This window comes from Candidatus Rhodobacter oscarellae, from assembly GCF_001078595.1.
GTDB classification, from domain to species: domain Bacteria; phylum Pseudomonadota; class Alphaproteobacteria; order Rhodobacterales; family Rhodobacteraceae; genus Rhodobacter_B; species Rhodobacter_B oscarellae.
Genome location: NZ_LFTY01000001.1, coordinates 1,020,510 through 1,042,199, shown reverse-complemented (window position 1 = coordinate 1,042,199; position 21,690 = coordinate 1,020,510). Strand labels below are relative to the sequence as shown.

Annotated in this window: 20 protein-coding genes; 8 read left to right on the top strand and 12 right to left on the bottom strand. The window is 59.9% G+C overall.

From position 1 onward, the window contains the following. Positions 1–386 precede the first annotated feature (386 nt). The 3 genes from AIOL_RS25810 to AIOL_RS05080 form a co-directional block, all read left to right on the top strand. Positions 387–665 (top strand): hypothetical protein, encoded by a 279-nt coding sequence (locus AIOL_RS25810; RefSeq protein WP_235438880.1) that lies wholly within the window; start codon positions 387–389, stop codon positions 663–665. A 94-nt stretch (positions 666–759) separates the two neighbouring features. Further along, positions 760–1,908, top strand: a complete 1,149-nt coding sequence (locus AIOL_RS24860) for a hypothetical protein (RefSeq protein ID WP_152912360.1) — start codon at positions 760–762, stop codon at positions 1,906–1,908. 2,131 nt (positions 1,909–4,039) lie between these two features. Then, a partial coding sequence (locus AIOL_RS05080) for an aldehyde dehydrogenase family protein (protein ID WP_152912374.1) occupies positions 4,040–5,154 on the top strand: 1,115 nt, incomplete at its 5' end. A gap of 73 nt (positions 5,155–5,227) precedes the next feature. On the opposite strand, the gene AIOL_RS05075 is transcribed toward AIOL_RS05080, so the two are convergent. The 5 genes from AIOL_RS05075 to AIOL_RS05055 form a co-directional block, all read right to left on the bottom strand. Then, positions 5,228–5,872: an aspartate/glutamate racemase family protein gene (locus tag AIOL_RS05075; protein ID WP_053101190.1), complete on the bottom strand. Its 645-nt coding sequence runs from the start codon at positions 5,870–5,872 to the stop codon at positions 5,228–5,230. Further along, on the bottom strand, positions 5,873–6,712 hold the full coding sequence (locus AIOL_RS05070) for an ABC transporter permease (protein ID WP_049641873.1): 840 nt from the start codon (positions 6,710–6,712) through the stop codon (positions 5,873–5,875). 2 nt (positions 6,713–6,714) lie between these two features. Further along, positions 6,715–7,536, bottom strand: a complete 822-nt coding sequence (locus AIOL_RS05065) for an ABC transporter permease (RefSeq protein WP_152912373.1) — start codon at positions 7,534–7,536, stop codon at positions 6,715–6,717. A gap of 141 nt (positions 7,537–7,677) precedes the next feature. After that, a complete protein-coding gene (locus AIOL_RS05060; protein WP_049641871.1) occupies positions 7,678–8,964 on the bottom strand; it encodes an ABC transporter substrate-binding protein in 1,287 nt (428 codons plus the stop codon). Between the two features lie 31 nt (positions 8,965–8,995). Further along, positions 8,996–9,979, bottom strand: a complete 984-nt coding sequence (locus tag AIOL_RS05055) for an ABC transporter ATP-binding protein (RefSeq protein ID WP_049641870.1) — start codon at positions 9,977–9,979, stop codon at positions 8,996–8,998. Positions 9,980–10,215: 236 nt separating this feature from the next. Here AIOL_RS05055 and AIOL_RS05050 point away from each other — a divergent pair, with 236 nt between their 5' ends. Further along, positions 10,216–10,902: a GntR family transcriptional regulator gene (locus AIOL_RS05050; protein ID WP_049641869.1), complete on the top strand. Its 687-nt coding sequence runs from the start codon at positions 10,216–10,218 to the stop codon at positions 10,900–10,902. Beyond that, positions 10,896–11,723 (top strand): GNAT family N-acetyltransferase, encoded by an 828-nt coding sequence (locus tag AIOL_RS05045; RefSeq protein ID WP_049641868.1) that lies wholly within the window; start codon positions 10,896–10,898, stop codon positions 11,721–11,723. The genes AIOL_RS05050 and AIOL_RS05045 overlap by 7 nt, the downstream gene beginning before the upstream one ends. Positions 11,724–11,952: 229 nt before the next feature. On the opposite strand, the gene AIOL_RS05040 is transcribed toward AIOL_RS05045, so the two are convergent. Continuing rightward, entirely contained in the window at positions 11,953–12,318 is a 366-nt protein-coding gene (locus tag AIOL_RS05040; protein ID WP_152912359.1) for a hypothetical protein, read from the bottom strand. Between the two features lie 155 nt (positions 12,319–12,473). On the opposite strand from AIOL_RS05040, the gene AIOL_RS05035 reads away from it, so the two are divergent. Further along, positions 12,474–13,778, top strand: a complete 1,305-nt coding sequence (locus AIOL_RS05035) for a M16 family metallopeptidase (RefSeq protein WP_082152417.1) — start codon at positions 12,474–12,476, stop codon at positions 13,776–13,778. A gap of 282 nt (positions 13,779–14,060) precedes the next feature. On the opposite strand, the gene AIOL_RS05030 is transcribed toward AIOL_RS05035, so the two are convergent. From AIOL_RS05030 to AIOL_RS05005, 6 genes are all read right to left on the bottom strand, one after another. Then, positions 14,061–14,864, bottom strand: coding sequence for a purine-nucleoside phosphorylase (locus AIOL_RS05030; RefSeq protein ID WP_049641865.1), 804 nt, complete (start codon positions 14,862–14,864; stop codon positions 14,061–14,063). Then, complete coding sequence (locus tag AIOL_RS05025) at positions 14,848–15,804, bottom strand: ABC transporter permease (protein ID WP_049641864.1); 957 nt, start codon at positions 15,802–15,804, stop codon at positions 14,848–14,850. The genes AIOL_RS05030 and AIOL_RS05025 overlap by 17 nt, the downstream gene beginning before the upstream one ends. Continuing rightward, positions 15,804–16,901, bottom strand: a complete 1,098-nt coding sequence (locus AIOL_RS05020; protein ID WP_049641863.1) for an ABC transporter permease — start codon at positions 16,899–16,901, stop codon at positions 15,804–15,806. Before AIOL_RS05020 ends, AIOL_RS05025 begins: the two co-directional genes overlap by 1 nt. After that, positions 16,901–18,436: an ABC transporter ATP-binding protein gene (locus tag AIOL_RS05015; RefSeq protein ID WP_049641862.1), complete on the bottom strand. Its 1,536-nt coding sequence runs from the start codon at positions 18,434–18,436 to the stop codon at positions 16,901–16,903. Before AIOL_RS05015 ends, AIOL_RS05020 begins: the two co-directional genes overlap by 1 nt. After that, a complete protein-coding gene (locus AIOL_RS05010; RefSeq protein WP_049641861.1) occupies positions 18,433–18,792 on the bottom strand; it encodes a hypothetical protein in 360 nt (119 codons plus the stop codon). The genes AIOL_RS05015 and AIOL_RS05010 overlap by 4 nt, the downstream gene beginning before the upstream one ends. 67 nt (positions 18,793–18,859) lie before the next feature. Further along, positions 18,860–19,855 carry a BMP family lipoprotein gene (locus AIOL_RS05005; protein WP_049641860.1) on the bottom strand — a complete coding sequence of 332 codons (996 nt, stop codon included), beginning with the start codon at positions 19,853–19,855 and terminating at the stop codon, positions 18,860–18,862. Positions 19,856–20,043: 188 nt separating this feature from the next. Between AIOL_RS05005 and AIOL_RS05000 the strand changes: the two genes are divergently transcribed. Then, positions 20,044–20,667: a hypothetical protein gene (locus AIOL_RS05000; RefSeq protein ID WP_049641859.1), complete on the top strand. Its 624-nt coding sequence runs from the start codon at positions 20,044–20,046 to the stop codon at positions 20,665–20,667. 225 nt (positions 20,668–20,892) lie between these two features. Then, entirely contained in the window at positions 20,893–21,513 is a 621-nt protein-coding gene (locus AIOL_RS04995; protein WP_049641858.1) for a Hint domain-containing protein, read from the top strand. Positions 21,514–21,690: the final 177 nt, after the last annotated feature.

The following is a 21,690-nucleotide window of genomic DNA, read 5'->3' as shown; positions in this document are numbered from 1 at the left end:
AGAAACACGGCGTCGATCGAAGTGTCGGCAGTCATACTGTCTAGTCGAAGCGCTGGAGTCCAAACGAAGCCTAAAAAGTAAAGGTCATTCCGCTGTTGCCGCGGGTCGGGTACGCGTCTTTTGAGTGTGTACACGGGAAGATTGCGTTCAGAGATACCGCCATTTTTGGCAAGATTTTTAATTCGAAAAATGTATATCTAGTTAAACATTTTTATAGAATTATCTTGGCGGAGTGATGATTCGATCCGGATGTCGTCTCGTTGAGTTGGATCTGAGCAATAATATATGTGGTCCGGATGGGATTCAAGCTTGTTTAGACCTGGTCGCCATGCAGCTAGCTCAGCGGCGTATACTCGCTTCAAGTTCTCAAATTGAATGACAAAGGCTTGGGAATTGGTGAAGGAATGGTAAAGGAAAACAGACATCGAGTAGAGGTTTTTTATATGCGCATGTCTCTTTCTTCACAGCTTGCTCAGGGACTATATATAGGTGACTGTCACGCGAATGCTAGTAGTATGGGGGAGAAGTTCGCTCTAGCAGCTTTTGTGTCTGGGAGAAATTGGCTTGAGAATGAAGGCGCAATGGCTCATGGCAGAGGCATTCAGAGTGAGTTATTAGTAGTTGCTACGTTGAAGAAAATAATGCTACTCTCAACTTGTGTGTAGATAGTTGCATGGGAGCCTGGTGTATGTGTCTATGCCACAGAATGAAATTGGTTGAATGCGTTGACAAACTGGTACCGAATCTGGAGTTCGAGTCATGGAACTTGAGCGACGTACGCCCGGATTTGCCCAAAGGCCCGTTTCTTCCAAGGTTATGGTTCTTAAGCAGCCCTCTTTGCCGTCAGCTGGCGCAACGAAGCTGAGTGATGTTTACAAGGAGCCTATTTGGGACGTCATCTTGAGCTACATGTCTGTCATATCGTTTCTTCTGTCTATTTTGACGATCGGGGGCGAATTGTTTTTCCCAGATCTTTCCTGCTTTCCGCCTACTAACGTTTCAAGAACGCAAGCACCCTTCATCAATAGCTGGTGCTCTAACGCTCACTTGGGAAAGGTTTCGACTTTGCCGCTGGCTCTTCTAGGACAATCAATGGCTCTTTACACGCCTTCTCTTTTGTTTTATCACTGTTTTTTTCGAAAAATCAGGCAGTTTTTTATCGAGGTGAAGGAGCTTGATCGTCATCGAAATAGCACATCTGGTACTTACAGTCGTGAATCACTCAATGTTGTGAGGTTGCTCAGGGACCAGTTTGAATCGTCCAAATTCATGCAAAAATGCTATGCTGTCAAGCTTATTGCTCAAGGAGTGCTTGCTTTGCTGTTTGTCGGTATCCTCGCTTGGCTAGGGGCCAACAGCATTGTGGAAGATCAATTTACTTGCCCTGTGCAAATTGTTACTGAACCGATGTGGAGCGTGGAAGTTGGCTGCGTTTATCCGGCGGCTTCCACCCTGGCCTTACTGTGGGCTGCAAACTTCGCCATCTTGTCTGTGGCAATATTGTTTGCGTGTATAGGTTTTTTTTGGAACATTTGCAGTAAGACTGTTGATTACACTAAAACAGCAAGGCACCACTACTACTTTGGCACAACAATTGAACCTGTTTACAAATCGAAATGTTGTTCTGTGCCTGACGACCTTTGCCTCCTTCATCGGCTTCTCTTTCATTTTGACTTTGGAATTGGCCAGTCTTTTGAAGAATTACTCATTATTCTGGAACTAATGGATTTGAAACACTCGTCTTATTGTGACATATTAGATCTAAAGGAGGCAGTTTCAGAGCATCTGACAACAGTAAGATTTGCATATACTTATACTTTCTATCCAGTGCTGATCATAGTCCACTGTTTAGGACCCAAACACCAAAACTTCGGAAAGTACAAGACAAGACACCACAGTACAAATTGAACCCGCGGAAAGACCCGCGGGGAATAAAACCCGCGGGAAAAAAAACCGCGGGAAAAAAAACCGCGGGAAAAAACCAGCGGGAGATAATCTTGCGGAAAAAAATCTCGCGGGAAAACCCGCAGAAAAAACCATAGACGTACAGCTCAGCGCCGTGAAGATCATGTAAGATAACAGTCTTTTCCTTTAGATTTCTGAACTGCCTTCAACTATTGCTCGCAAGTGTTATGATCAATACATGAAGAAGGCGAGGCAAAGACCTCGTGAAATTTCCCAGTGTCTGCATCTGTGTTGTGGCGACGGAAGTTGTACTATAGCTTTAGCAAAATATTTTGACGAGGTGTGTAGACAGTGATTAATTTATATTTATTTGCTTAATTTTTGGTTTTCTAGGTTAGGGGCATTGACTTTAACTCTGGAAAACTGGTTAAATTTGACGAATTTGCATTTGTTGGCAGTGAGAGAAAGGAGGCTTTTGAAAGAGAACAATTTCCTGAAATAGTGGAAATTTTTCACGTGCCATATTTGTCTACTCTCGGAGAAAAAGAACTTCCAAAGGTAGTGTAGACGCTGGAGGATCCCTCCTCCTTGCGTTGCGTAGGGCCTGAGTCTACAGAAATTATTTGTGCGCGTAGTTTATGGGCTCAATAATTCACTCACCTCGTAAACCGGACAGTCCTGAAACGACAGACTACAAGTATTGTTTGGTGCTGATTACGCTATTGGATCAGAGCAGCAGTTCCAGTGACAGAAAAAAGAAACTCGGTTAATTAACCAAATTACTAAAGAGGCAATTATGTTTCAATATACTATTTTTAGTTAAAATTGTTTTGCAAAGAATTGAAAATCAACTATCTCCAACGTGTATCATTGTTTCATGCGGTCTACAGAAAGCGACAGCAAAGGATATTGTTCCATCAAGATTTTTCTCTTACTTGGCAGACGATCTGGCAGGCGATCCTGTTAAAATAAAATCAACTGAATCTTCCTTGAATTTTTCATACCTACATGACGTCAAACTCAAACAAAACTGATGTGAATTCGCATGAATTAGCATGGATGGTGTTAGTCTGCCTGCCTAAGTACGATCAACTGTTGTGGCTTTTGTTTTAGTGGCAGTGAATCTGCAAGTTTTATTGTAACTGGTTGTTTGTCTGCAGTATAATGGGCGCATTGGGATAAACGTTTGGATCGATCGAGTATGATGCATGTAGTTCCCCTAGCTCCCACCAGGGCACGCGTGGGCTTCGGCAGGAATTTGCCCGGACACCCGCCTGATAATCAATTATTATTATTATTATTATTATTATTATTATTATATCTTTGAATCACTCGCACAAGGGAGCAATAATAGTGGTAATAGGGGTACCCCCGGGGCATAGCAACTGTTGCTAAGGAAAGGCGTTTCCTTTTTAATTCCCCGAAGCCCGCGCGCGCCCTGGTGTGAGGGGCTCTCAAACGTGATCGCCCAAAAACCAAAGTTTTTGTCTGTCGGTATACACTGACGTCACAATCGCACTTAGACCAATCACGCACAAAGGTGCCTTTATGACATCACATTCATTGTGATGTCATGCTCTCCCGTATTTTGAAGAAAATGTGTACATAAAAAGGTGACGTCACAGTAGATAGGAACCCCGGATTGTTATACAGGCTACATCATTGAGGATAAATACTATTAAACATAACGGGCACATGGCAATGAGCTTTATCAGTAACGTTCATAAAGGGAACGCTGTAAAGGAGCACGTTGGGTTTGTCGTGCTGCGAGCGCAGCTCGCAGCACGCAAACCCAACTGCGAGCTGATAATGGGCCTCGTGACACGATCACCCAAAGGGGCAGAGGTTAGGGTTAGGAGAGGTATAGCTCTGTGTCACGCTTACGTAAGAGGCCAAATTGTAGGCTTTTACGGAAAATAAAGCATGCCAACTCACGTGGTTAGGCAGTGCGATGCAAATTATGCAAAAAGGCTTTACAAAAAATTAGAGTAATAAGAATGTGCTGGGGGTGTTCGGGGATCCCATGATGGCTCACGAAAGGCCATCATTATCTAGTGTAGCGGTTATTTAATCCTTCAGATGTGTATAAGAGACAGGTACAAGACAAGACACCACAGTACAAATTGAACCCGCNTCTCCGGCGCCCGCGACGGCCAGCACCTGCCCTCGCCCACCCTGATGAACGTCACCACCCGCGCGCCGATCGGCCCGGTGGGCGTGATCACGCCCTGGAACACGCCCTTCATGCTGTCGACCTGGAAGATCGCGCCGGCGCTGGCCGCGGGCTGCACCGTGGTGCACAAGCCCGCCGAGCTGTCGCCCCTGACCGCGCGCCTGCTGGTGGAGATCGCCGAGGCGGCCGGGCTGCCGCCGGGGGTGCTCAACACGGTGAACGGGTTCGGCGAGGAGGCCGGGCGCGCGCTCTGCGAGCACCCCGCCATCCGCGCCATCGCCTTTGTCGGCGAGAGCAAGACCGGCAGCATGATCGTGCAGCAGGGCGCGCCCACGCTCAAGCGCAACCACCTGGAGCTGGGCGGCAAGAACCCGGTGGTGGTGTTCGAGGACGCCGACCTGGAGCGGGCGCTGGACGCGGTGATCTTCATGATCTACTCGATCAACGGCGAGCGCTGCACCTCGTCCTCGCGCCTGCTGGTGCAGGACAGCATCCGCGCCGATTTCGAGGCCCGGCTGGTGGAGCGCGTGAACGCCATCAAGGTGGGCCACCCGCTGGACCCGGCCACCGAGATCGGCCCGCTGATCGCGCGGGAGCATTTCGACAAGGTCACGGGCTATTTCGAGATCGCGCGCCAGGACGGGGCCGAGATCGCCGCGGGCGGCCAGGCGGCGCCCGGCGATGGCTACTACGTGCAGCCGACGCTCTTCACCGGCGCCACCAACGACATGCGCATCGCGCAGGAGGAGATCTTTGGCCCGGTGCTGACCTCGATCCCGTTTGCGACCGAGGACGAGGCGCTGGCCCTGGCCAACGACAGCCCCTACGGCCTGACCGGCTATGTCTGGACCAATGACCTGACCCGCGCGCTGCGCTTCACCGAGCGGCTGGAGGCGGGCATGATCTGGGTGAACTCCGAGAACGTGCGCCACCTGCCGACGCCCTTCGGCGGGGTGAAGTCCAGCGGCATCGGGCGCGACGGCGGCGACTGGTCCTTCGAGTTCTACATGGAGCAAAAGCATATCGGCTTCGCCACCGGGCAGCACAAGATCAGCAAGCTGGGCGCACTGGACTGAGCCCGGACCAAGCCCGGACTAAGACCGGGCCCACCCGTCCCCACCCGTCCCAGGCTTGACCCGGGACCTCCGCCTAGGCTTGGTGCCAGTTGAACCACCGGGCCGCGCACCAAACGGGATCGACAACCGGTATGCGCAAGGAAGCCTGGACGTCTTGCGCGACGCTGAGCATGCCCGCGCAGCCCAAGATCACCGCGTGGATGTCATCCTCGGCCGCGGCGGTCCTTGCCTCTTCCAGCACGGATTTGGCTGACCCGGCGGGATCGCTCTCCAAATCCAGCACGGGGATTTCGGAAGCGCGCACGCGGCTGGCGAAGGCGCCCAGGCCGTAGGCGGCGATGTTCTGCTCGATCACCGGCACGGACACGGCGAGCGTCGTGACGACGCTGAACCGCCAGTGCCGCATGACCGCGTAGTGATAGGCCGCCTGACCAATCCCGATGACCGGGCAGCTGGCAAGCGCCGCGGCCTCGGAAAGCGCGGTGTCGTCGAAGCACCCGATCATGATGCCATCCGCGCCCTGATCGGCGGCCCTTTGGACCAGCTCCAAGAGCGGCGGCGTCGCAACGGCCCCGTCCTCGGCGCCCTGGATGGCGGGGGGGGCCTCGGTGGACGTCCAAGCCTCGAACGCCAATCCGGGTGCCGCTTCCCGCGCCTGGGCCAGCATCGCCTCGGTCATCGAGGCAGTGCTGTTGGGGTTGATGATGACGACCGCCACCTAAACCAGCCCCTTTCCGGCGTCGGACCCCTTGGTCGCCTGCCGCCGGCGCATTAGCCAGGCGATGCCCAGGAATCCCGCGATCACCAGCAGCGAGAATACGGTGGTCAGCGTGCCCAGGGCGAACAGCACCGGCGTGGTGACGTTCGTGGTCATGCCGAAGATCTCAAGCGGCAGGGTGTTGTAGCTGCCCGACGTCAGAAGCGTGCGCGCGAACTCGTCATAGCTGAGCGTGAAGCCGAACAGAGCCACCCCAATCAGCGAGGGCGCGATGATCGGCAGCACCACGTGCCGCACCACCTGCCAGTTGCTGGCGCCCAGGTCGCGCGCGGCCTCCTCATAGCTCTTGTCGAACCGGTTGAAGACCGCGAACATGATCAGAAGGCCAAAGGGCAGCGTCCAGGTCAGCTGCGCGCCAAAGCCGCTGGTCGACCAATGCACAGGCAGGCCCGATTGCGACCAGATCAGCCCCACGCCCAGCGAGACCAGGATCGAGGGGATCACCAGCGAGGTGATGATCAGGTAGAACAGCACCGCCGAGCCCGCGAACCGCTTGCGGAAGGCCAGCCCGCCCATCACCGAAACCACCACGGTCGTGACCATGACCATCAGCCCTAAAACGAAGGACCGGCGGAAGCTGCCCCAGATGTCGCCCACCGCCTGCTGCTCAAAGAGATCCGCGAACCAGTGCAGCGAGACGCCCCGCATCGGGAAGGTCAGCCCGCCGCCCGGCCCCTGAAAGCTGAGGATCGCGATGGTCAGCGTCGGCCCGTAGAGGAACGCCAGGAACAGTGCGAAGAACGCGGCCAGCACGTAGAAGGATCTGGGGCGCGGCTCCATGCTCAAAGCTCCCTTCGGATGTCGACAAAGCGCAGCAGGATGCCGATCACCATCAGCACCGTGATCAGTAGGATCACCGCCGTCGCACTGGCGGACGGGTATTGCAGCAACCCGATGTCGTTCTGGATCATCCTTCCTACGTTGGCGCTTTGGCTGCCGCTCATGAAGCGCACGGTGATGAAGTCGCCCATCACCAGGGTGACGACGAATATGGTGCCGATCATGATGCCCGGCTTGGTTAGCGGCACGATCACATGCCACAGGGTCTGCCAGCCGCTGGCGCCGGCATCCGCGGCGGCCTCGATCAGGCTCTTGTCGATCCGCATCATCGTGTTGAAGATCGGCACCACCATGAACAGCGTGTAGAGATGCACGAAGGCCAGGATAACGCTGAAGTCGCTGAACAGGAGCCACTCCAAGGGCTCATCGATGACGCCCCAAGAGATCAGGGCAGAGTTCGCCAGACCGTTGCGCCCCAAAAACGGGATCCAAGAGATCATGCGGATGATGTTGGAGGTCCAAAACGGGATCGTGCAAAGCAAAAACAGCGCCACCTGCCAGGTCAGAGACCGCACATGGAAGGCCAGGAAATAGGCCACGGTGAAGCCGATCCCTAGCGCGAAGACCCAGGTGATGAAGGCGTATTTGAATGTGTTCAGGAAGACCCGATAGGTCACCTCCGAGGTCAGAAGGAACTCGTAATTGTCCCATAAGAAGGCCGGATAGATCGACCACTCCGTTGCGCCCCAAAAGCTGACCACAACGATCATCAGGATCGGCGCGATGAGAAACACCACCAGCACCAACGCCAAGGGCGAGGCCATCAACCATCCCGATACATGCCTGTTCTTCAGCACGTCCGTTCCTTCTTCGGTTCGAAAATATCCTCAGGGGGGTCTGGGGGGCAGAATGCCCCCCAGTTGGTCGACGCCGTCAGGCGGCGAAACCAAGTTTGCGGCATCGCTCTAGGCGGCGATGAACTCGTTCCACTTGCGCACCATGTACTGGTTCTCGTCCATCACGGCGTTCCAGCAGGCCACGGCGCCCATCCGGTCGTAGAAGCTGCCGCCGTCGCGCACCGCGCCGGCCTTCTCCATCACGTCGCCGAACGGGTTGGTGATGTCGCCCTCGGCGGCCTTGCCCTCGAACCAGAATCCCCATTCGTCTGCGGTCATGAAGTTCTTTGAGGTCTCCGGCACGGCCGAGTAATAGCCTTGGCGCATCAAGAATCCGCCGACCCAGCCGCTGAGGTACCAGTTGATATACTCATAGGCCGCGTCCAGCTCGATGCCGCTCAAAGACGCGGAAAGCCCGATGCCGCCGCCCCAGGAGCGATAGCCCTCTTCCAGCGGCTGGTAGACGCAAGGAATGCCCTGGCTGCGCACCGCGGTGATCGCCGGTGACCACATGGACTGGATCACCACCTCGCCCGAGGCCATCAGGTTCACGCTCTCGTCAAAGCTCTTCCAGAAGGCGCGGAACTGGCCGTTCTTCTTGGCTTCGGTGAAGATGCCAAGGGTCAGGTCGATCTCTTCCTTGGTCATGTTGCCCTTGTCGGGGTATTTGTACTCGCCCATCGACTCGACGACCATGGCCATGTCCATGATGCCGATCGACGAGATGTCCAGGATCGATGCCTTGCCCTTGAACTCGGGGTTCAGCAGCTCGGACCAGTTGCTGATCGGGCGGCCGATCAGGTCGGGGCGGATGCCCAGCGTGTCGGCGTTGTAGATCGTGGGGATCAGCGTCATCCAGCCGCTTTCCTCGGCAACGAAGTCCTTGCCGTTGGGGCCGCTGGTGAAGCCGACCGTATGCGGCGCGGTGCCCTGGGCGATCACGCTCTCGGGCGTCAGCTTGCCAGAGCGGAAGGTGCCGACGATCTTGTCGTAATTCTCGATCTTAGAGGTGTCCATCGCCTGCAGGTTGCCCGTGGGCCAGACCTTCTTGCAGATCCAGTACTCGATATCGGCGATGTCAAAGCTGTCGGGCTGGGTGGCCGCGCGCTGGGTGACGCTGTCGCTGTCGAGTGCGGTCATCTCTAGCGTAAAGCCCAGATCCTCCTTGACCTTGTTGGCCACTTCATTGAGGTTGGAAACCCCGGTGCCAAATTGGCGCAGTGTCACATCCTTGATGGCCTGTCCCCATACCATTGGAGCCGGAAGCGCGGCGGCCGCCACCGCCGCGCCACCCGCCTTCAGCATGGACCTACGCGAAATCGGCCGCGAATAGCGTATCTTGGGTATCGTCGTCATGAGCTTTCTCCCTGTGATAAAGCTTGTCTTGTCAGGCGGTTAGGGCATGGGCCGCCTGCTTGTCCCAATCGAGGCCCACCGCCTCGCCCAAATCCTTCGGAGCCCCGAAGAAATCTCTGTCCGATAGGATCGCCGTGACCTCTTGATCACCCGCGATTGCGGCGGTCAGCGAGACATGGGTGCCCTGGTATTCGATATTGGTGATCTTGCCCTGCAGCTTGGCGCCCTCGGGCGGGTTCAGCTGCAGCGCGTCGGCGCGCACGGCGATCTTGCCCTCTGGCAGGGCGATGACGTTATGCGAGCCCAAAAACCGCGCCACAAAGGCCGTCTTGGGCGCCTCGAACACCGCGCGGGTCGGCCCGGCCTGCTCGATCACCGCGTTGTTCATCACCACGATCTCGTCGGCCAGGGCAAGCGCCTCGTCCTGGCTGTGGGTGACGTGGATGAAGGTGATGCCCAGCTCGCGCTGCAGCCGCTTTAGCTCGGCGCGCATGCGGATGCGCAGGAACGGGTCCAGCGCCGAGAGCGGCTCGTCCAGCAGCAGCACCTGCGGTTCGGTGATCAGCGCGCGGGCGAGGGCGACGCGCTGCTGCTGCCCGCCCGAGAGCTGCGCGGGCACGCGGTCGCCGAACTCGGCCATGTCCACCAGGGCCAGCATCTCGGCGGCGCGCGCCTTGCGGGTGGGCGCGCCGACGCCCTTCATGCGCAGGCTGAACGCCACGTTGTCGGCGACGCTCAGATGCGGGAACAGCGCGTAGTTCTGGAACATCATCGCGGTGCCCCGCGCCGCCGGCGGCAGGGCCGAGATGTCGCGGCGGCTTAGGCGGACCGCGCCGTCGCTCACGCTTTCATGCCCCGCAATCATGCGCAGGGTCGACGATTTCCCGCAGCCCGATGGCCCCAGCAAACAGGCATAGGTGCCCGCCTTGAAAAGGTAGCTGATCGCGTCCACCGCTGTTACGTCGCCGTAGCGCTTGGTCAGGCCGACCAGTTCCAGGTCCAGCTCGCTTCGCAATTGGGTCTCCCAGGCAGTCCAAATTTCTGATTGGAGCTTGGCGAGGCAAAGGGGGTGGGCGGGACTCATTTCGTGCCGGGCGGCGCGTTTAATCCGGGTCCTGCCGGATTGCCGAGCGCCGTGCGGCGGGTTTGTCCAAGAAATGGGCGAAGATTGTATACGATCTGGGGCCGCCTTGGCGAAGATCTTGCCCAAACCCGAAAGCTCTGGCAAAGCGGGCCTAAAGGAGAAAGCACGTGATTGACGGCACGGTCGGTGAAGCGGCGGACTCGATTGTGGTGCAGCTGACAGAGGCTGTGCACGAGCACCGCGTGCTCCCCGGCATGAAGCTCAGCGAGGACGAGGTCGGCGAGATCTACGGCGCCGGGCGCACTGTCGTGCGCAAGGCCCTGCAAACGATGGCGCATTCCGGCCTGGTCACCATCGAGCGCAACCGCGGCGCCTTTGTGACCAAACCCTCCGTCAAAGAGGCCCGCGAGGTCTTCGAGGCCCGCGCCTTGCTCGAACCCCAGACCGCCCGCGCCGCCGCCGAGCGCACAACCGCCGCGCATGCCGCGGCCCTAGAGGCGCATATCCACGAGGAACATGCCGCCCTGGACGCCGGCGAAGCGGGGCGCGCGTTGAAACTCTCCGGTCTGTTCCATGTTGAGATCGCGCGCATTGCCGACCAGGCCACGATCGAAAGCTTCATCCGCCAGCTTGTGTCGCGCTCGTCCCTGGTGATCGCGCTATACTGGCGCCGCCGCACGGCCCTCTGCGAGAGCCACGCGCATCACGCTTTGCTTGATGCGTTCCGCCGCAATAATCCCGACCAAGCCGAAGAGCTGATGAAGGGGCACCTGGTGGATCTGGTCTCGCAGCTGGATCTGCGGGAAATACCAGAAGAGACCGTTTCGCTTCGGGAGGCGCTAGGGCGATGTTGAACTACCGCAACGCAACGCTGACAGAGCTACAGACCGTGTTGGATTGGGCCGCCGAAGAGGGCTGGAACCCTGGGCTCGACGACGCCGGTGCCTTTTTCGCGGCCGATCCAGGCGGCTTCTTTCTGGCAACAGATGGGGGCGCGCCGGTTGCCGCGATTTCCGTGGTCAACCACAATCCGGGTTTCGCGTTTTTGGGGCTCTACATGGTGCGCCCCAGCCATCGCGGGCGCGGCATAGGCTTTGCCCTGTGGCAGCACGCCCTCGCGCATGCGGGCGAGCGCACGGTCGGGCTCGACGGCGTGCCCGCGCAGCAGCAGAACTACGCCGCGTCAGGTTTCGTTATGGCCGGCGGCACGACGCGCTTTAGCGGTCACGTTCCTGCCACGGAAAGCGCGGCGATCGGACTGGCGGGTTCGCCCGATCTGCCGGAGCTGATCCAACAAGAGGCCACGGCATCCGGTCAGCAAAAGCCACGGTACCTGACCGAGTGGTTCACCGAGACCACCCACCGCAAGACACTCGTTCTGCGAAGGAACGCCGAGATCCAGGGCTTTTGCACCACTCGGCGGTGCCGCGAGGGCGCAAAGATCGGCCCGCTTTGGTGCAATACTGCCCAAGACGCGGAAACGTTGATCCAACACGCGGCCTCCCTTTGGCCGGGCGATGTCGTGATCGACGTGCCAGCCGCCTCGCGGGACCTTGTGGCGCTCTGCAAGGCCTTTGGCATGAGCGCAGGGTTTGAGACCGCCCGAATGTATCGCGGCCATCCCCCACGCGGCGCATCCGCCTGTTTCGCGGTGGCGTCTCTCGAGCTGGGCTGAGTGGCGGGGCTGTGTATCCCGCGGCGTTTAATAAAAACTCTCTATCCGCGTTCTCGGATTCAAGGGCGGAATATGGTCTCATCGGGCTCTCGGTTCTCTCCGGGGTCGGCCTGACCGCCCCACAATGGCGTCGGTGACGGGATGCATGCCTATGGTCCGCCGCGAGGTCAGCCGGCCTCCGTCCCGGTGGGACCTGCCTGCGCGACCTTGCGGATCGCGGTGTTTCAGATCATGCGGGCAGCGACTCCGTGGTCCAGCCGAACTCGGTGCCGTCCCGCCACTGGCGCTTCAGGATCACGGCAAGTTTCCGGGAGGTGGCCGCCATTGCCTTCTTCAACCCCTTGCGCTGCACCAGCCGCATCGCCCAGGCCTTGAGAGGGCTGAACTCGGCGAAGGCTTGGATCTCCGCGTCCAGATTGCTCGCCTCTTGGCAAACGGCTTCGTGGACCGCGAGGACATCATGCTGGACGATTTCGGCGGATAAGCCGGGCCAAGTGGCCTGGAATACAATGGCGCTGCCCCCCCGATGGCGGCGCCTTTTGCGTTCTACGGCCCAATTATGCACATTCGTCAAGGGGCGGCGAATGTCTGGCACGAGCCCAGTAGGGGCCAATGCTGCGGGAATGACAAATGCCTGCAACACGTTCAATTTACACAAAGATACTGCCACACAATCAAAATTCCAACGCCTTAGATTCGCCCAAAGAGAGCGGAACACCTTGGTAAATCAACCGATGGAGCTGAGCAGCGATGAAAAATACTCGACATTCGACAATTCTTGAAAACGGAATCACCGTGATCTCTGAACAAGCGCTTCACGCACACCGCATTGCGATTGGCGTCAACGTCATGGCAGGCGGGATCCATGAACCCGCAGACAAGGCGGGCTTAGCCCATTTGTTGGAACATGTTTTGTTTCGAGGAACCACTTCTCTGCCGGGCCCCAAACTAAGAGCAACAATTGAGCATTTGGGCGGCCATATCAACGGGCAGACCTTTCAAGACAGGACAGCTTATACTGGCACCGTGATACTTGAAAACCTACCGGATACCGTCTCGTTGCTTGCTGATATGGTGATGAATCCGACCCTGTTGGAAGACGATATCGATCTGGAAAAGCAGATCGTTGACGACGAGAACTGCCGTGGATGCTTCGGTTGCACTATGAATGAGTCCTTCTTTGAGGCCGCTTATCCGGAACAACACATGTCGCAGCCGGTCATCGGGTATGAGGACACGGTTAATGCGCTGACACGCGCCGACCTCGTTGCGTTTCACAGGGCCTATTACACTGGCCGAAACACCACTGTCGCCGTCTGCGGGAACATCGCACATGACGATATTGTTGCGTTGGTCCGAGAGGCCTTTTCGGGAATGCCGACGGGCACTGAAAGCGTGTGGCCCGCCTTGGATTACCACGGTGGTGACATGCAGCTGGCGACAAGCTCAGAAGAGTCCAACCTTTGGATAGGATACGATTTCACCGATCTGAGCGATGATGAAAAGCGTGCTGCTTACATTTTCTCGGATATTTTAGGTGGTCATGGACAATCGCGCCTAATGCAAGAACTGCGCGAGAAACGCGGATTGGTCTATCACGTCTCAACCGAGGTAGAGACTTACGTCCGCAGGGATGCTCTACGCATATATTTGCACGGCCCCTCGGCGAAATTTAGAGAGATTTGTGATCTGGCCTCCGAGGTCGTTAGGGACAGCGCAGCCAACCTTAGTGAGGATGAAATGCGCAAAGCGCTGCGGCGGCATCATATCAACGTAACAATGTCCTTGGACGCATTGGAGGCGCGCGTAGAGGACATGATCACAGACGTAAGCGACATTGGTAGGATTTCGGACCCTGAGGAGCGCCACCAAGGTTACATGGCATTAACGGCGAAAGACGTTACGGATGCAGGGACCAAGTTGCTGTTGCAGCCGCCAACCATCGTCATGTCTGCGCCTGTTCGAAACGCCCCCAAAATTTCGGAACTTCGGGAGAAACTAAGCCCGAATTACAATGCCGGTGGGTTATTGCAGATGTTCAAACGCGCAGGGTAAACAAGCCTCCATAAACCAGCCATTCATATTGAAAGTCGGACTCCCGCTTCGTCCTTGTCCGCATAGGCGAAAAGCCCAAATTTAACACCCGCGCAGAAATTCGCGGGAGGGTCATACAAAAAAGGCCCGCACAGCAGCGGGCCCGCTTGCAACGCGTTCGGCTCAGAAATGCACCGAGCGGGTCATGCCTGGCTTTTCCATCGGTGGCGCGAATTTGGTGAGGTCGATGCCCTCCACCGCGACCTTGTACTTCTCCAGCGTGGGCGTGCGGCCCAGGATGGCCTAAAGCCCTGGTCGCAGTGCCCGCCGCAGGATCTTTTCGAGCTTGGCCGCCCCCAGCGGGGCCATCGCCTTGGTGTGTTCGTGGCTGATGTTCTCGTCCGACATCCCCGCGGCCATGTTGGTGATCGAGGATATCGCGGCCACACGCAGGCCCAGGAATCGCGCCAGGATCACCTCTGGCACGGTGGACATGCCCACCGCGTCGGCGCCCAGGATCTTGATCGCGCGGATCTCGGCGGGGGTCTCGAAGGAGGGGCCCGAGTACCAGGCATAGACCCCGTCCTTCAGGTCGATGCCCTCAGCCTGGGCCGCCTGCGTCAGCGCGGCGCGCATCGCGGGGTCATAGGCCTGGGTCATCGGCACGAACCGCGCATCCGTTGGCTCTCCGATCAGCGGGTTGCGGCCGGAAAAGTTGATGTGATCGCTCAGCAGCATCAGATCGCCGGGCGGGATGTCGGGGCGAAAGCTGCCCGCGGCGTTGGTCAGGATCAGCTGCTCGGCCCCCAGCGCCTTGAGCACCTCCAGCGGCAGCCGCATCGCGTCGCCACGCCCGCTCTCGTAGTAATGCGCGCGCCCGCCGAACACCGCCACCCGCACGCCCTCCAGATCGCCGATCACCAGCTTGGGGTTGTGCCCCGAGACGCCCGCATGGGGGAACCCCGGCAGGTCCTCGTAGGGGATCGCGGTGCCGTCGACCTGCTCGGCCAGATGCCCAAGGCCAGAGCCAAGCACCATGCCAATCCGGACCGGCGCGTCGCCCGCGCGGCCCTGGATCAGCGCCGCAAGCTCAGCGCTCTTTGACATAAGGCTCGCCGCCCGCGCGTGGTGGGATCGCCTTGCCAACGAATCCCGCCAGGATCACCACCGTTAGGATGTAGGGCAGCGCCTCGACGAATTGGCTGGGGATCTGGAAGTTGCCGACCTCAATCGTCTGGAACCGGATCGAGACCGCCTGCAAGAAGCCGAAGAGCAGGCAGGCCAGCAGCGCCATGCCGGGACGCCACTTGGCGAAGATCAGCGCGGCCAGCGCGATAAAGCCCCGCCCCGCCGTCATGTTCTGGCGGAACCCGGCGGACATGCCCGTCGCCAGATAAGCGCCCGCGATGCCGCAGAGCACGCCGCAGATGACCACCGCCGTAAAGCGCATGCGGATCACCGAGACACCAGAGGTGTCGACCGATTCCGGGTTCTCGCCCACCGCCCGCAGCCGCAGCCCAAAGCGCGTGCGAAAAAGGACCCACCAGCTGAGCGCCACGGTCGCGAGGCCGAGATAGACAATGATGGCGTGGCCGGACAGAACATCGGAGTAAAACCGCCCTATAAGGGGCACGTCGGCCAGCGCCTCGCTGAAGGGCAGGGCCAGCTCCGGGAACCGCGCGTCCCCCAATGCGGGCGTGTCGCCGCCCAGCTTGAACCAGTCCTTCGACACCACAACGGTCAATCCCGCCGCGAGGAAGTTGATCGCAACGCCAGAGATCAGCTGGTTGCCGCGAAACGTGATCGACGCCACGCCATGGATCAGCGACAGGACGACCGAGGCGGCCATGCCGCCCAAAAGGCCCAGCCAGACCGACCCGGTCACGGCAGCCACGGCGGCGGACATAAACGCCGCCATCAGCATCTTGCCCTCAAGGCCGATGTCAAAGATCCCGGCGCGCTCGGAGAACAGCCCCGCGAGGCAGGCAAACAGAAGCGGGGTCGACAGGCGCAGCGTCGAGTCGAGGAGCTGGATGAGGATATCCATCACGCATCCCCCCGGCTGAACTTGGCAAAGGCGCGCGCGACCGGCGTTCGGATCATGTTGTCCAGCGCCCCGGTGAACATGATCACCAGCGCCTGGATGACCAGGACCAGCTCCTTGGAGACCTCCGGCATCTCAAATTCAAGCTCGCCGCCGCCCTGTACCAGCATCCCGAACAGCAGCGCCGCGACGAAGACCCCTATGGGATGCGAGCGCCCCATCAGAGCCACGGCGATGCCCACGAAACCCGCCTGTTGCACAGGGTCAGCGACCAGGCGCTCCGCCTCGCCCATGACCGCGTTGATGCCCATCAGACCGGCAAGCCCGCCGGAAATGAGCATCACGATCATGGTAATCCGCACCGGTTTGATCCCGGCATAGACCGCCGCGGATTCTGATTGACCAAAGGAGCGGATCTCATAGCCAAGCCGGGTGCGCCAGATCAGCAGGTAGACCAGCACGCAGCACAGAATGGCGATCAGGAAGGTCACGTTCATCGGCGCGGAGCGCGAGAACGGAATGCCAAGGCCCGAGAACATCTCATAGGCGCTGGGCAGGAACGTAGTGTCCGCGAAGCGGTCGGATTCGTTCGACATACCCCGGCTGGTGCGCAGGGTGTTGGCGGTCAGATAGACCAGCAGCGAGGCCGCGATATAGTTGAACATGATCGTGGTGATCACGATATGGCTGCCGCGCTTGGCCTGCAGATAGGCCGGGATCGCCGCCCATGCCGCGCCAAACAGCGCGCCGCCGATCATCGCCGCGACAAGCGCCATCGACCAATGCGGGAACGGGATCAAAAGGCACACAAGCGCCACGCCCAGCCCTCCGACCATCGCCTGGCCCTCGCCGCCGATGTTAAACAGCCGCGCCTGGAAGGCCACCGAGACCGCCAGCCCCGTGAAGATGAAGTTCGTGGCGTAGTAAAGCGTGTAGCCCCAGCCATAGGCCGAGCCCACGGCGCCGTTGACCATGATGGCCATGGCCTCAAGCGGGTTCTCGCCGATGTAAAGCACCACAAGCCCCGACACGATCAGCGCCAGGATCAGGTTGATGAAGGGGATCAGGGCGATGTCGACCCAGCGGGGCATCTTGTCCATCACGCGGCCTCCCCGTTCGAGACACCGGCCATCAGCAGGCCCAGCTCGCGCTCGTCGGTCTGGTCGGGCATGCGCTCGCCCATGATCTGGCCGTCGAACATCACCGCGATGCGGTCGCTGAGCGACAGGATCTCGTCCAGCTCGACCGAGACCAGCAGCACCGCGCAGCCCTTGTCGCGCAGGGCGATGATCTGCTGGTGGATGAACTCAATGGCGCCGATATCCACGCCGCGCGTCGGCTGGCCAACCACCAGCAGCTCTGGATTGCGCTCGATCTCGCGCGCCAGGACGATCTTTTGCTGGTTCCCGCCCGAGAAGTTCTTGGCCGACAGCATCGGGTTCGGCGGGCGCACGTCAAAGCGCTCCATCTTTCCGGCGGCGATCTCTTGGGCGCTGCGGTTGTCCATGATCAGCCGGTTCTTCTGGTAATCCGCGTCGTGGTGATAGCCGAACATGATATTCTCCCAGGCGGAGAATTCCAGGATCAGGCCCAGGTGGTGGCGGTCCTCCGGCACATGCGCGATGCCGCGTTTGCGGCGCGACTGGCCATCGCTTTCGCGTCCCGTCAGGTCGATATCCGTGCCGTTCACCCGGATGATGCCGGTGGCCGGGCTGATCCCGCCAAGCACCTCCAGCAGCTCGGACTGGCCGTTGCCGGACACGCCCGCGATGCCCAGGATCTCGCCGGCGCGCACATGTAATGAGATGCCCCGGAGCCGCTCGACCCCGTCCTCGTCCCGCACCTTCAGGTTCTCGACCTTCAGCACGGTGCGGCTTGGCGCGGCGGGCTTTTTGTCCACCCGCAGCAGTACCTTGCGGCCCACCATCAGCTCTGCCAGCTCCTCGGGGCTGGTGTCGGCGGTGTTCACCGTGGCCACCATCTCGCCGCGGCGCATCACCGAGACCTCGTCGGTCACCTCCATGATCTCGCGCAGCTTGTGGGTGATCAGGATGATGGTCTTGCCCTGCGCCTTCAGCCCCTCGAGGATGCGGAACAGGTGGTCCGCCTCGGGCGGGGTCAGCACGCCGGTGGGCTCGTCCAGGATCAGGATGTCGGCCTGGCGGTAGAGCGCCTTGAGGATCTCCACGCGCTGCTGCATGCCCACGCCGATCTCTTCGATCAGCGCATCGGGGTCCACGTTCAGCTCGTATTCCTCGGCCAGCCGCTTTAGCTCGCCGCGGGCCTTGGCCAGCGAGGGCCGCAGCAAGGCGCCGTCCTCGGCGCCCAGGATGATGTTCTCGAGCACGGTGAAGTTCTGCACCAGCTTGAAGTGCTGGAACACCATGCCGATGCCCGCGCCGATGGCCTGCAGCGGCTCGCGGATGGTGGTCAGCTTGCCGTCGATCCAGATCTCGCCCGAGTCGGCCTGGTAGAAGCCATAGAGGATGGACATCAGCGTGGACTTGCCCGCGCCGTTCTCGCCGATGATCCCGTGGATCGTGCCCGGCATCACCTTGATCGCGATGTCCTTGTTGGCCTGCACCGGCCCGAAGGCCTTGGAGATGCCCTTTAGCTCGATTGCGGCCGTGCTCATTCGGCGCCCTTGCCCGCAAATCCCACCAGCCGGGTGATCTTGCCGTAGCCGTCGAGCTCGGCGAAGTACTGCCCGGTCTGCTGCATCTCCTCGCTCATCACGAAATGCACGGTGGCGCGGGCATGCCCGTCCTTGCTGTCCACCGGGTCCGCGACGGTCACCTTGGCGCCGGGCGGGCACATCGGCAGGAACTGCGCGACATAGCCGCAAAGCGTGTCCAGGTCGGTGATCACGCCCTCAGTGCGCGGATCGGAGTAATAGATGCGGTCGCCGGTGGCCGAGGCGATCTGGGCGTCGCGGCCCTGCTCCTCGGTCATCGTCCAGGCCGTGAAGAAGTCGTTCAAGGATTTCACCATTAAGCTCTCCCTCGCGGCATGGGTGAGAGAAGGGTAGGATGGGGTTTAACCCCATCCTACGCGTTGCTTAGAACGACGGGCAGCTGTCGTCGTCGGTGAAGTTATGCACCGTGATTTTGCCCGCAATGATGTCGGCGCGCGCGGCGTCCACGGCCGCCTTCATCTCGTCGCTGACCAGCTCGGCGTTGTGCTCGTCCAGCGCATAGCCCACGCCGTCGGACGCGAGGTCCATGTCCACGACGCCGGCCTCAAAGCCCTCTACGCCTGCGGAGAAGACGTTATAGGTCGCGTTGTCGACGCGCTTGAGCATCGAGGTCAGGACCTTGCCCGAATGCAGGTAGTTCTGGTTGCTGTCCACGCCGATCGACAGGATGTCGGCATCTGCGGCGGCCTGCAGCACGCCCACGCCGGTGCCGCCCGCCGCGGCATAGACCACGTCCGAGCCCTGGCTGATCTGGCCGCGGGTGATCTCGCCGCCCTTCACCGGGTCGTTCCACGCCGCGGGGGTGGTGCCGGTCATGTTGACGATCACGTTGATATCCGCGTTCACCGCCTTGGCGCCCTGGGCGTAGCCGCAGGCGAACCGGTTGATCAGCCCGATATCCATGCCGCCCACGAAGCTCACGGTGCCGCTCTTGGAGGCCATCGCCGCCATCATGCCCACCAGATAGCTGCCCTCATGCTCTTTGAACGCAATCTGGCGCAGGTTGGGGTGGTCCAGCCAGTTCACGTCGATGATCGCGAACTTGGTGTCGGGGTAGTCCGGCGCGACCTTGTCGATGGTCGAGGCGTTGGCAAAGCCCATCACCACGATCGGGTTGGCGCCGCGCTCGGCCATCTTGCGCATGTTCTGCTCGCGCTGCGCCTCGGATTGCAGCTCGGTCTCAACGAAGGTGCCGCCGGTCTCGGCCGCCCAGCGCTGCGCGCCGTTATAGGCGCTCTCGTTGAAGGACTTGTCGAACTTACCGCCAAGGTCGATGATCAGCCCGGGTTCGGCGAGGGCACCGATTGCCGACATCGCTACGGCGGCACCGGCGCCGAGAATTTTGGTCATCAGAGTCATACTTGTCTCCCAGTTGTAATGCGGCCGCCGGTAACATGGCGGCCCCGTCATCGAGCAGAATACTCGTGTGATGGACAAAGTTGGCCCAAGCGGACCCAAGGGGTCAACCGCTTTTTAACCTATTCTTAGCCATATCCACGCCGAGATTTGGCCGTAGGCAGCGTGTAACCAAAAATGAGGCAGGCAAGATGTTTTTTGAGGAGGGCTATATTCCGCTGTCCGAGGCGACGGGTGAGGTCTTCAAACGGCTTCAATCGCTTCAGGCCAACGGCAAGATCGCGGATCTGTCAAAGGGCCTGAAGCCGCATTTGACCGTGACGATATGGGACATCTGCGAGGTCGCCATCAAGGTCGGCGTGACCGCGTCGAACGCGAGCTTCATCGAGGCCTCCAAGGACATCGTGGCCTGGGTCGACCCGCGCGAGATGTCCAACGAACACCTGCATATGGGCATCGGCAGCGTCGGCTCCTCTGACCTGCCAGGCGAGGACGGCAAGCCCATGAGCCGCGAGGAGCGGGAGTTCACCTATGGCGGCTTCCTCAGCCTGCCGGTGTGCATCCCCGCCAACAGCTTTCACTCCTCGCTGACCTTCCTGGAAGAGCAGGTCGCGCAGCCGCTGCGCGATGACGAGGTGGTCAACGCCGCCAAGACCATCCTGACGATGGTCAAAAACGGCGAGGTGGTGACGCGCGAGCTCGCGCGCGAACGCATGGGCGCCAAGTTCTCGCGGCGCAAGCTGAAACTCGCCTGGGCTTTGGCCGCCGATCATCACCCGGACCTCACAAGGCCGAATCGCTATGCGGGGCTGTGACCCGCGGCCACGGATAAAGCCGCTGCCGGACCGGCCCGGCGCGCCCGGCCTCGTTCCATCAACAACCGCCTGATTTTCGCCCTAATTGACCACGCGCCGGAGAATTGGGCGGGGTTTGGGGCCAGAAATCTCTGCTTTGCCCGGTTTCCGCCGCTTTTCGCCAAAGCTTGACCACCTTCTATCGGCACAACGGCGTCATTCGATACCGCAGAGCGAGCCGACAATATGCCTTACGTCCCAAGCACCGCTTTCGATAACCACAGCCACGCCACCGGCACGTTGATCGACGTCCTTGGCGGCCAAAAGCCTGTGGAGCGGCTTGCGGTCGGTGACATGGTGCGCACCAAGGACAACGGCTATCAGCCGGTCCGCTGGGTCGCATCCCGCCAGCTCGCCGCCAGCGATTTCGCCGCCGACCCGGCGCTGCGCCCGGTCCGCATCGCCGCCGGCGCGCTGGGCGCGGACAAGCCCTCGCGCGATCTGGTGGTCAGCCAGCAGCACTGCCTGCTTCTGGACGACTGGCGCTGCGAGCTTTTGTTCGGCGAGGACGAGGTGCTTGCCCCGGCGATGGCGCTGGTCAATGACCAGTCGATCCGCGTCGACCACCGCCAGACCGAGGTCACCTACTACCACTTCATGTTCGACCAGCATGAGATCGTCTATTCCAACGGCGTCGAGACCGAGAGCTTCCACCCGGCCTTCGCCGGTGTCGAGGCGCTGGACGACGCCAAGCGCGAGGAACTCTACAAGCTCCACCCCGAGATTGCGATCGACGCCGAGGCCTATGGCGAGACCGCACGCACCACATTGCAGGGCTTCGAGGTCGACGTCCTGATGTCCTGCTAAATGTCCTGCTAAGAACAGGCCAACCCTAAAGACCCACGCCCCCCTTAGGCACACGAACCCCCCAAGGATCCGCGATTTGGCGAGATCCGCCCTCAAGCGCCCGGCCTTCCCCCAAAGGCCGGGCGTTCCCTTTTCCGGCGTTGGTGCGCGAAGTGAGACATGTCTCGCGTTTCTGCC

Coding starts and splice junctions, on each gene's coding strand:
- AIOL_RS24860 (WP_152912360.1), top strand. CDS start 760: ATGGAACTTGAGCGACGTACGCCCGGATTTGCCCAAAGGCCCGTTTCT.
- AIOL_RS05070 (WP_049641873.1), bottom strand. CDS start 6,712: ATGGAGCCGCGCCCCAGATCCTTCTACGTGCTGGCCGCGTTCTTCGCA.
- AIOL_RS05065 (WP_152912373.1), bottom strand. CDS start 7,536: ATGGCCTCGCCCTTGGCGTTGGTGCTGGTGGTGTTTCTCATCGCGCCG.
- AIOL_RS05060 (WP_049641871.1), bottom strand. CDS start 8,964: ATGACGACGATACCCAAGATACGCTATTCGCGGCCGATTTCGCGTAGG.
- AIOL_RS05045 (WP_049641868.1), top strand. CDS start 10,896: ATGTTGAACTACCGCAACGCAACGCTGACAGAGCTACAGACCGTGTTG.
- AIOL_RS05035 (WP_082152417.1), top strand. CDS start 12,474: ATGAAAAATACTCGACATTCGACAATTCTTGAAAACGGAATCACCGTG.
- AIOL_RS05030 (WP_049641865.1), bottom strand. CDS start 14,864: ATGTCAAAGAGCGCTGAGCTTGCGGCGCTGATCCAGGGCCGCGCGGGC.
- AIOL_RS05025 (WP_049641864.1), bottom strand. CDS start 15,804: ATGGATATCCTCATCCAGCTCCTCGACTCGACGCTGCGCCTGTCGACC.
- AIOL_RS05020 (WP_049641863.1), bottom strand. CDS start 16,901: ATGGACAAGATGCCCCGCTGGGTCGACATCGCCCTGATCCCCTTCATC.
- AIOL_RS05015 (WP_049641862.1), bottom strand. CDS start 18,436: ATGAGCACGGCCGCAATCGAGCTAAAGGGCATCTCCAAGGCCTTCGGG.
- AIOL_RS05010 (WP_049641861.1), bottom strand. CDS start 18,792: ATGGTGAAATCCTTGAACGACTTCTTCACGGCCTGGACGATGACCGAG.
- AIOL_RS05005 (WP_049641860.1), bottom strand. CDS start 19,855: ATGACTCTGATGACCAAAATTCTCGGCGCCGGTGCCGCCGTAGCGATG.
- AIOL_RS05000 (WP_049641859.1), top strand. CDS start 20,044: ATGTTTTTTGAGGAGGGCTATATTCCGCTGTCCGAGGCGACGGGTGAG.
- AIOL_RS04995 (WP_049641858.1), top strand. CDS start 20,893: ATGCCTTACGTCCCAAGCACCGCTTTCGATAACCACAGCCACGCCACC.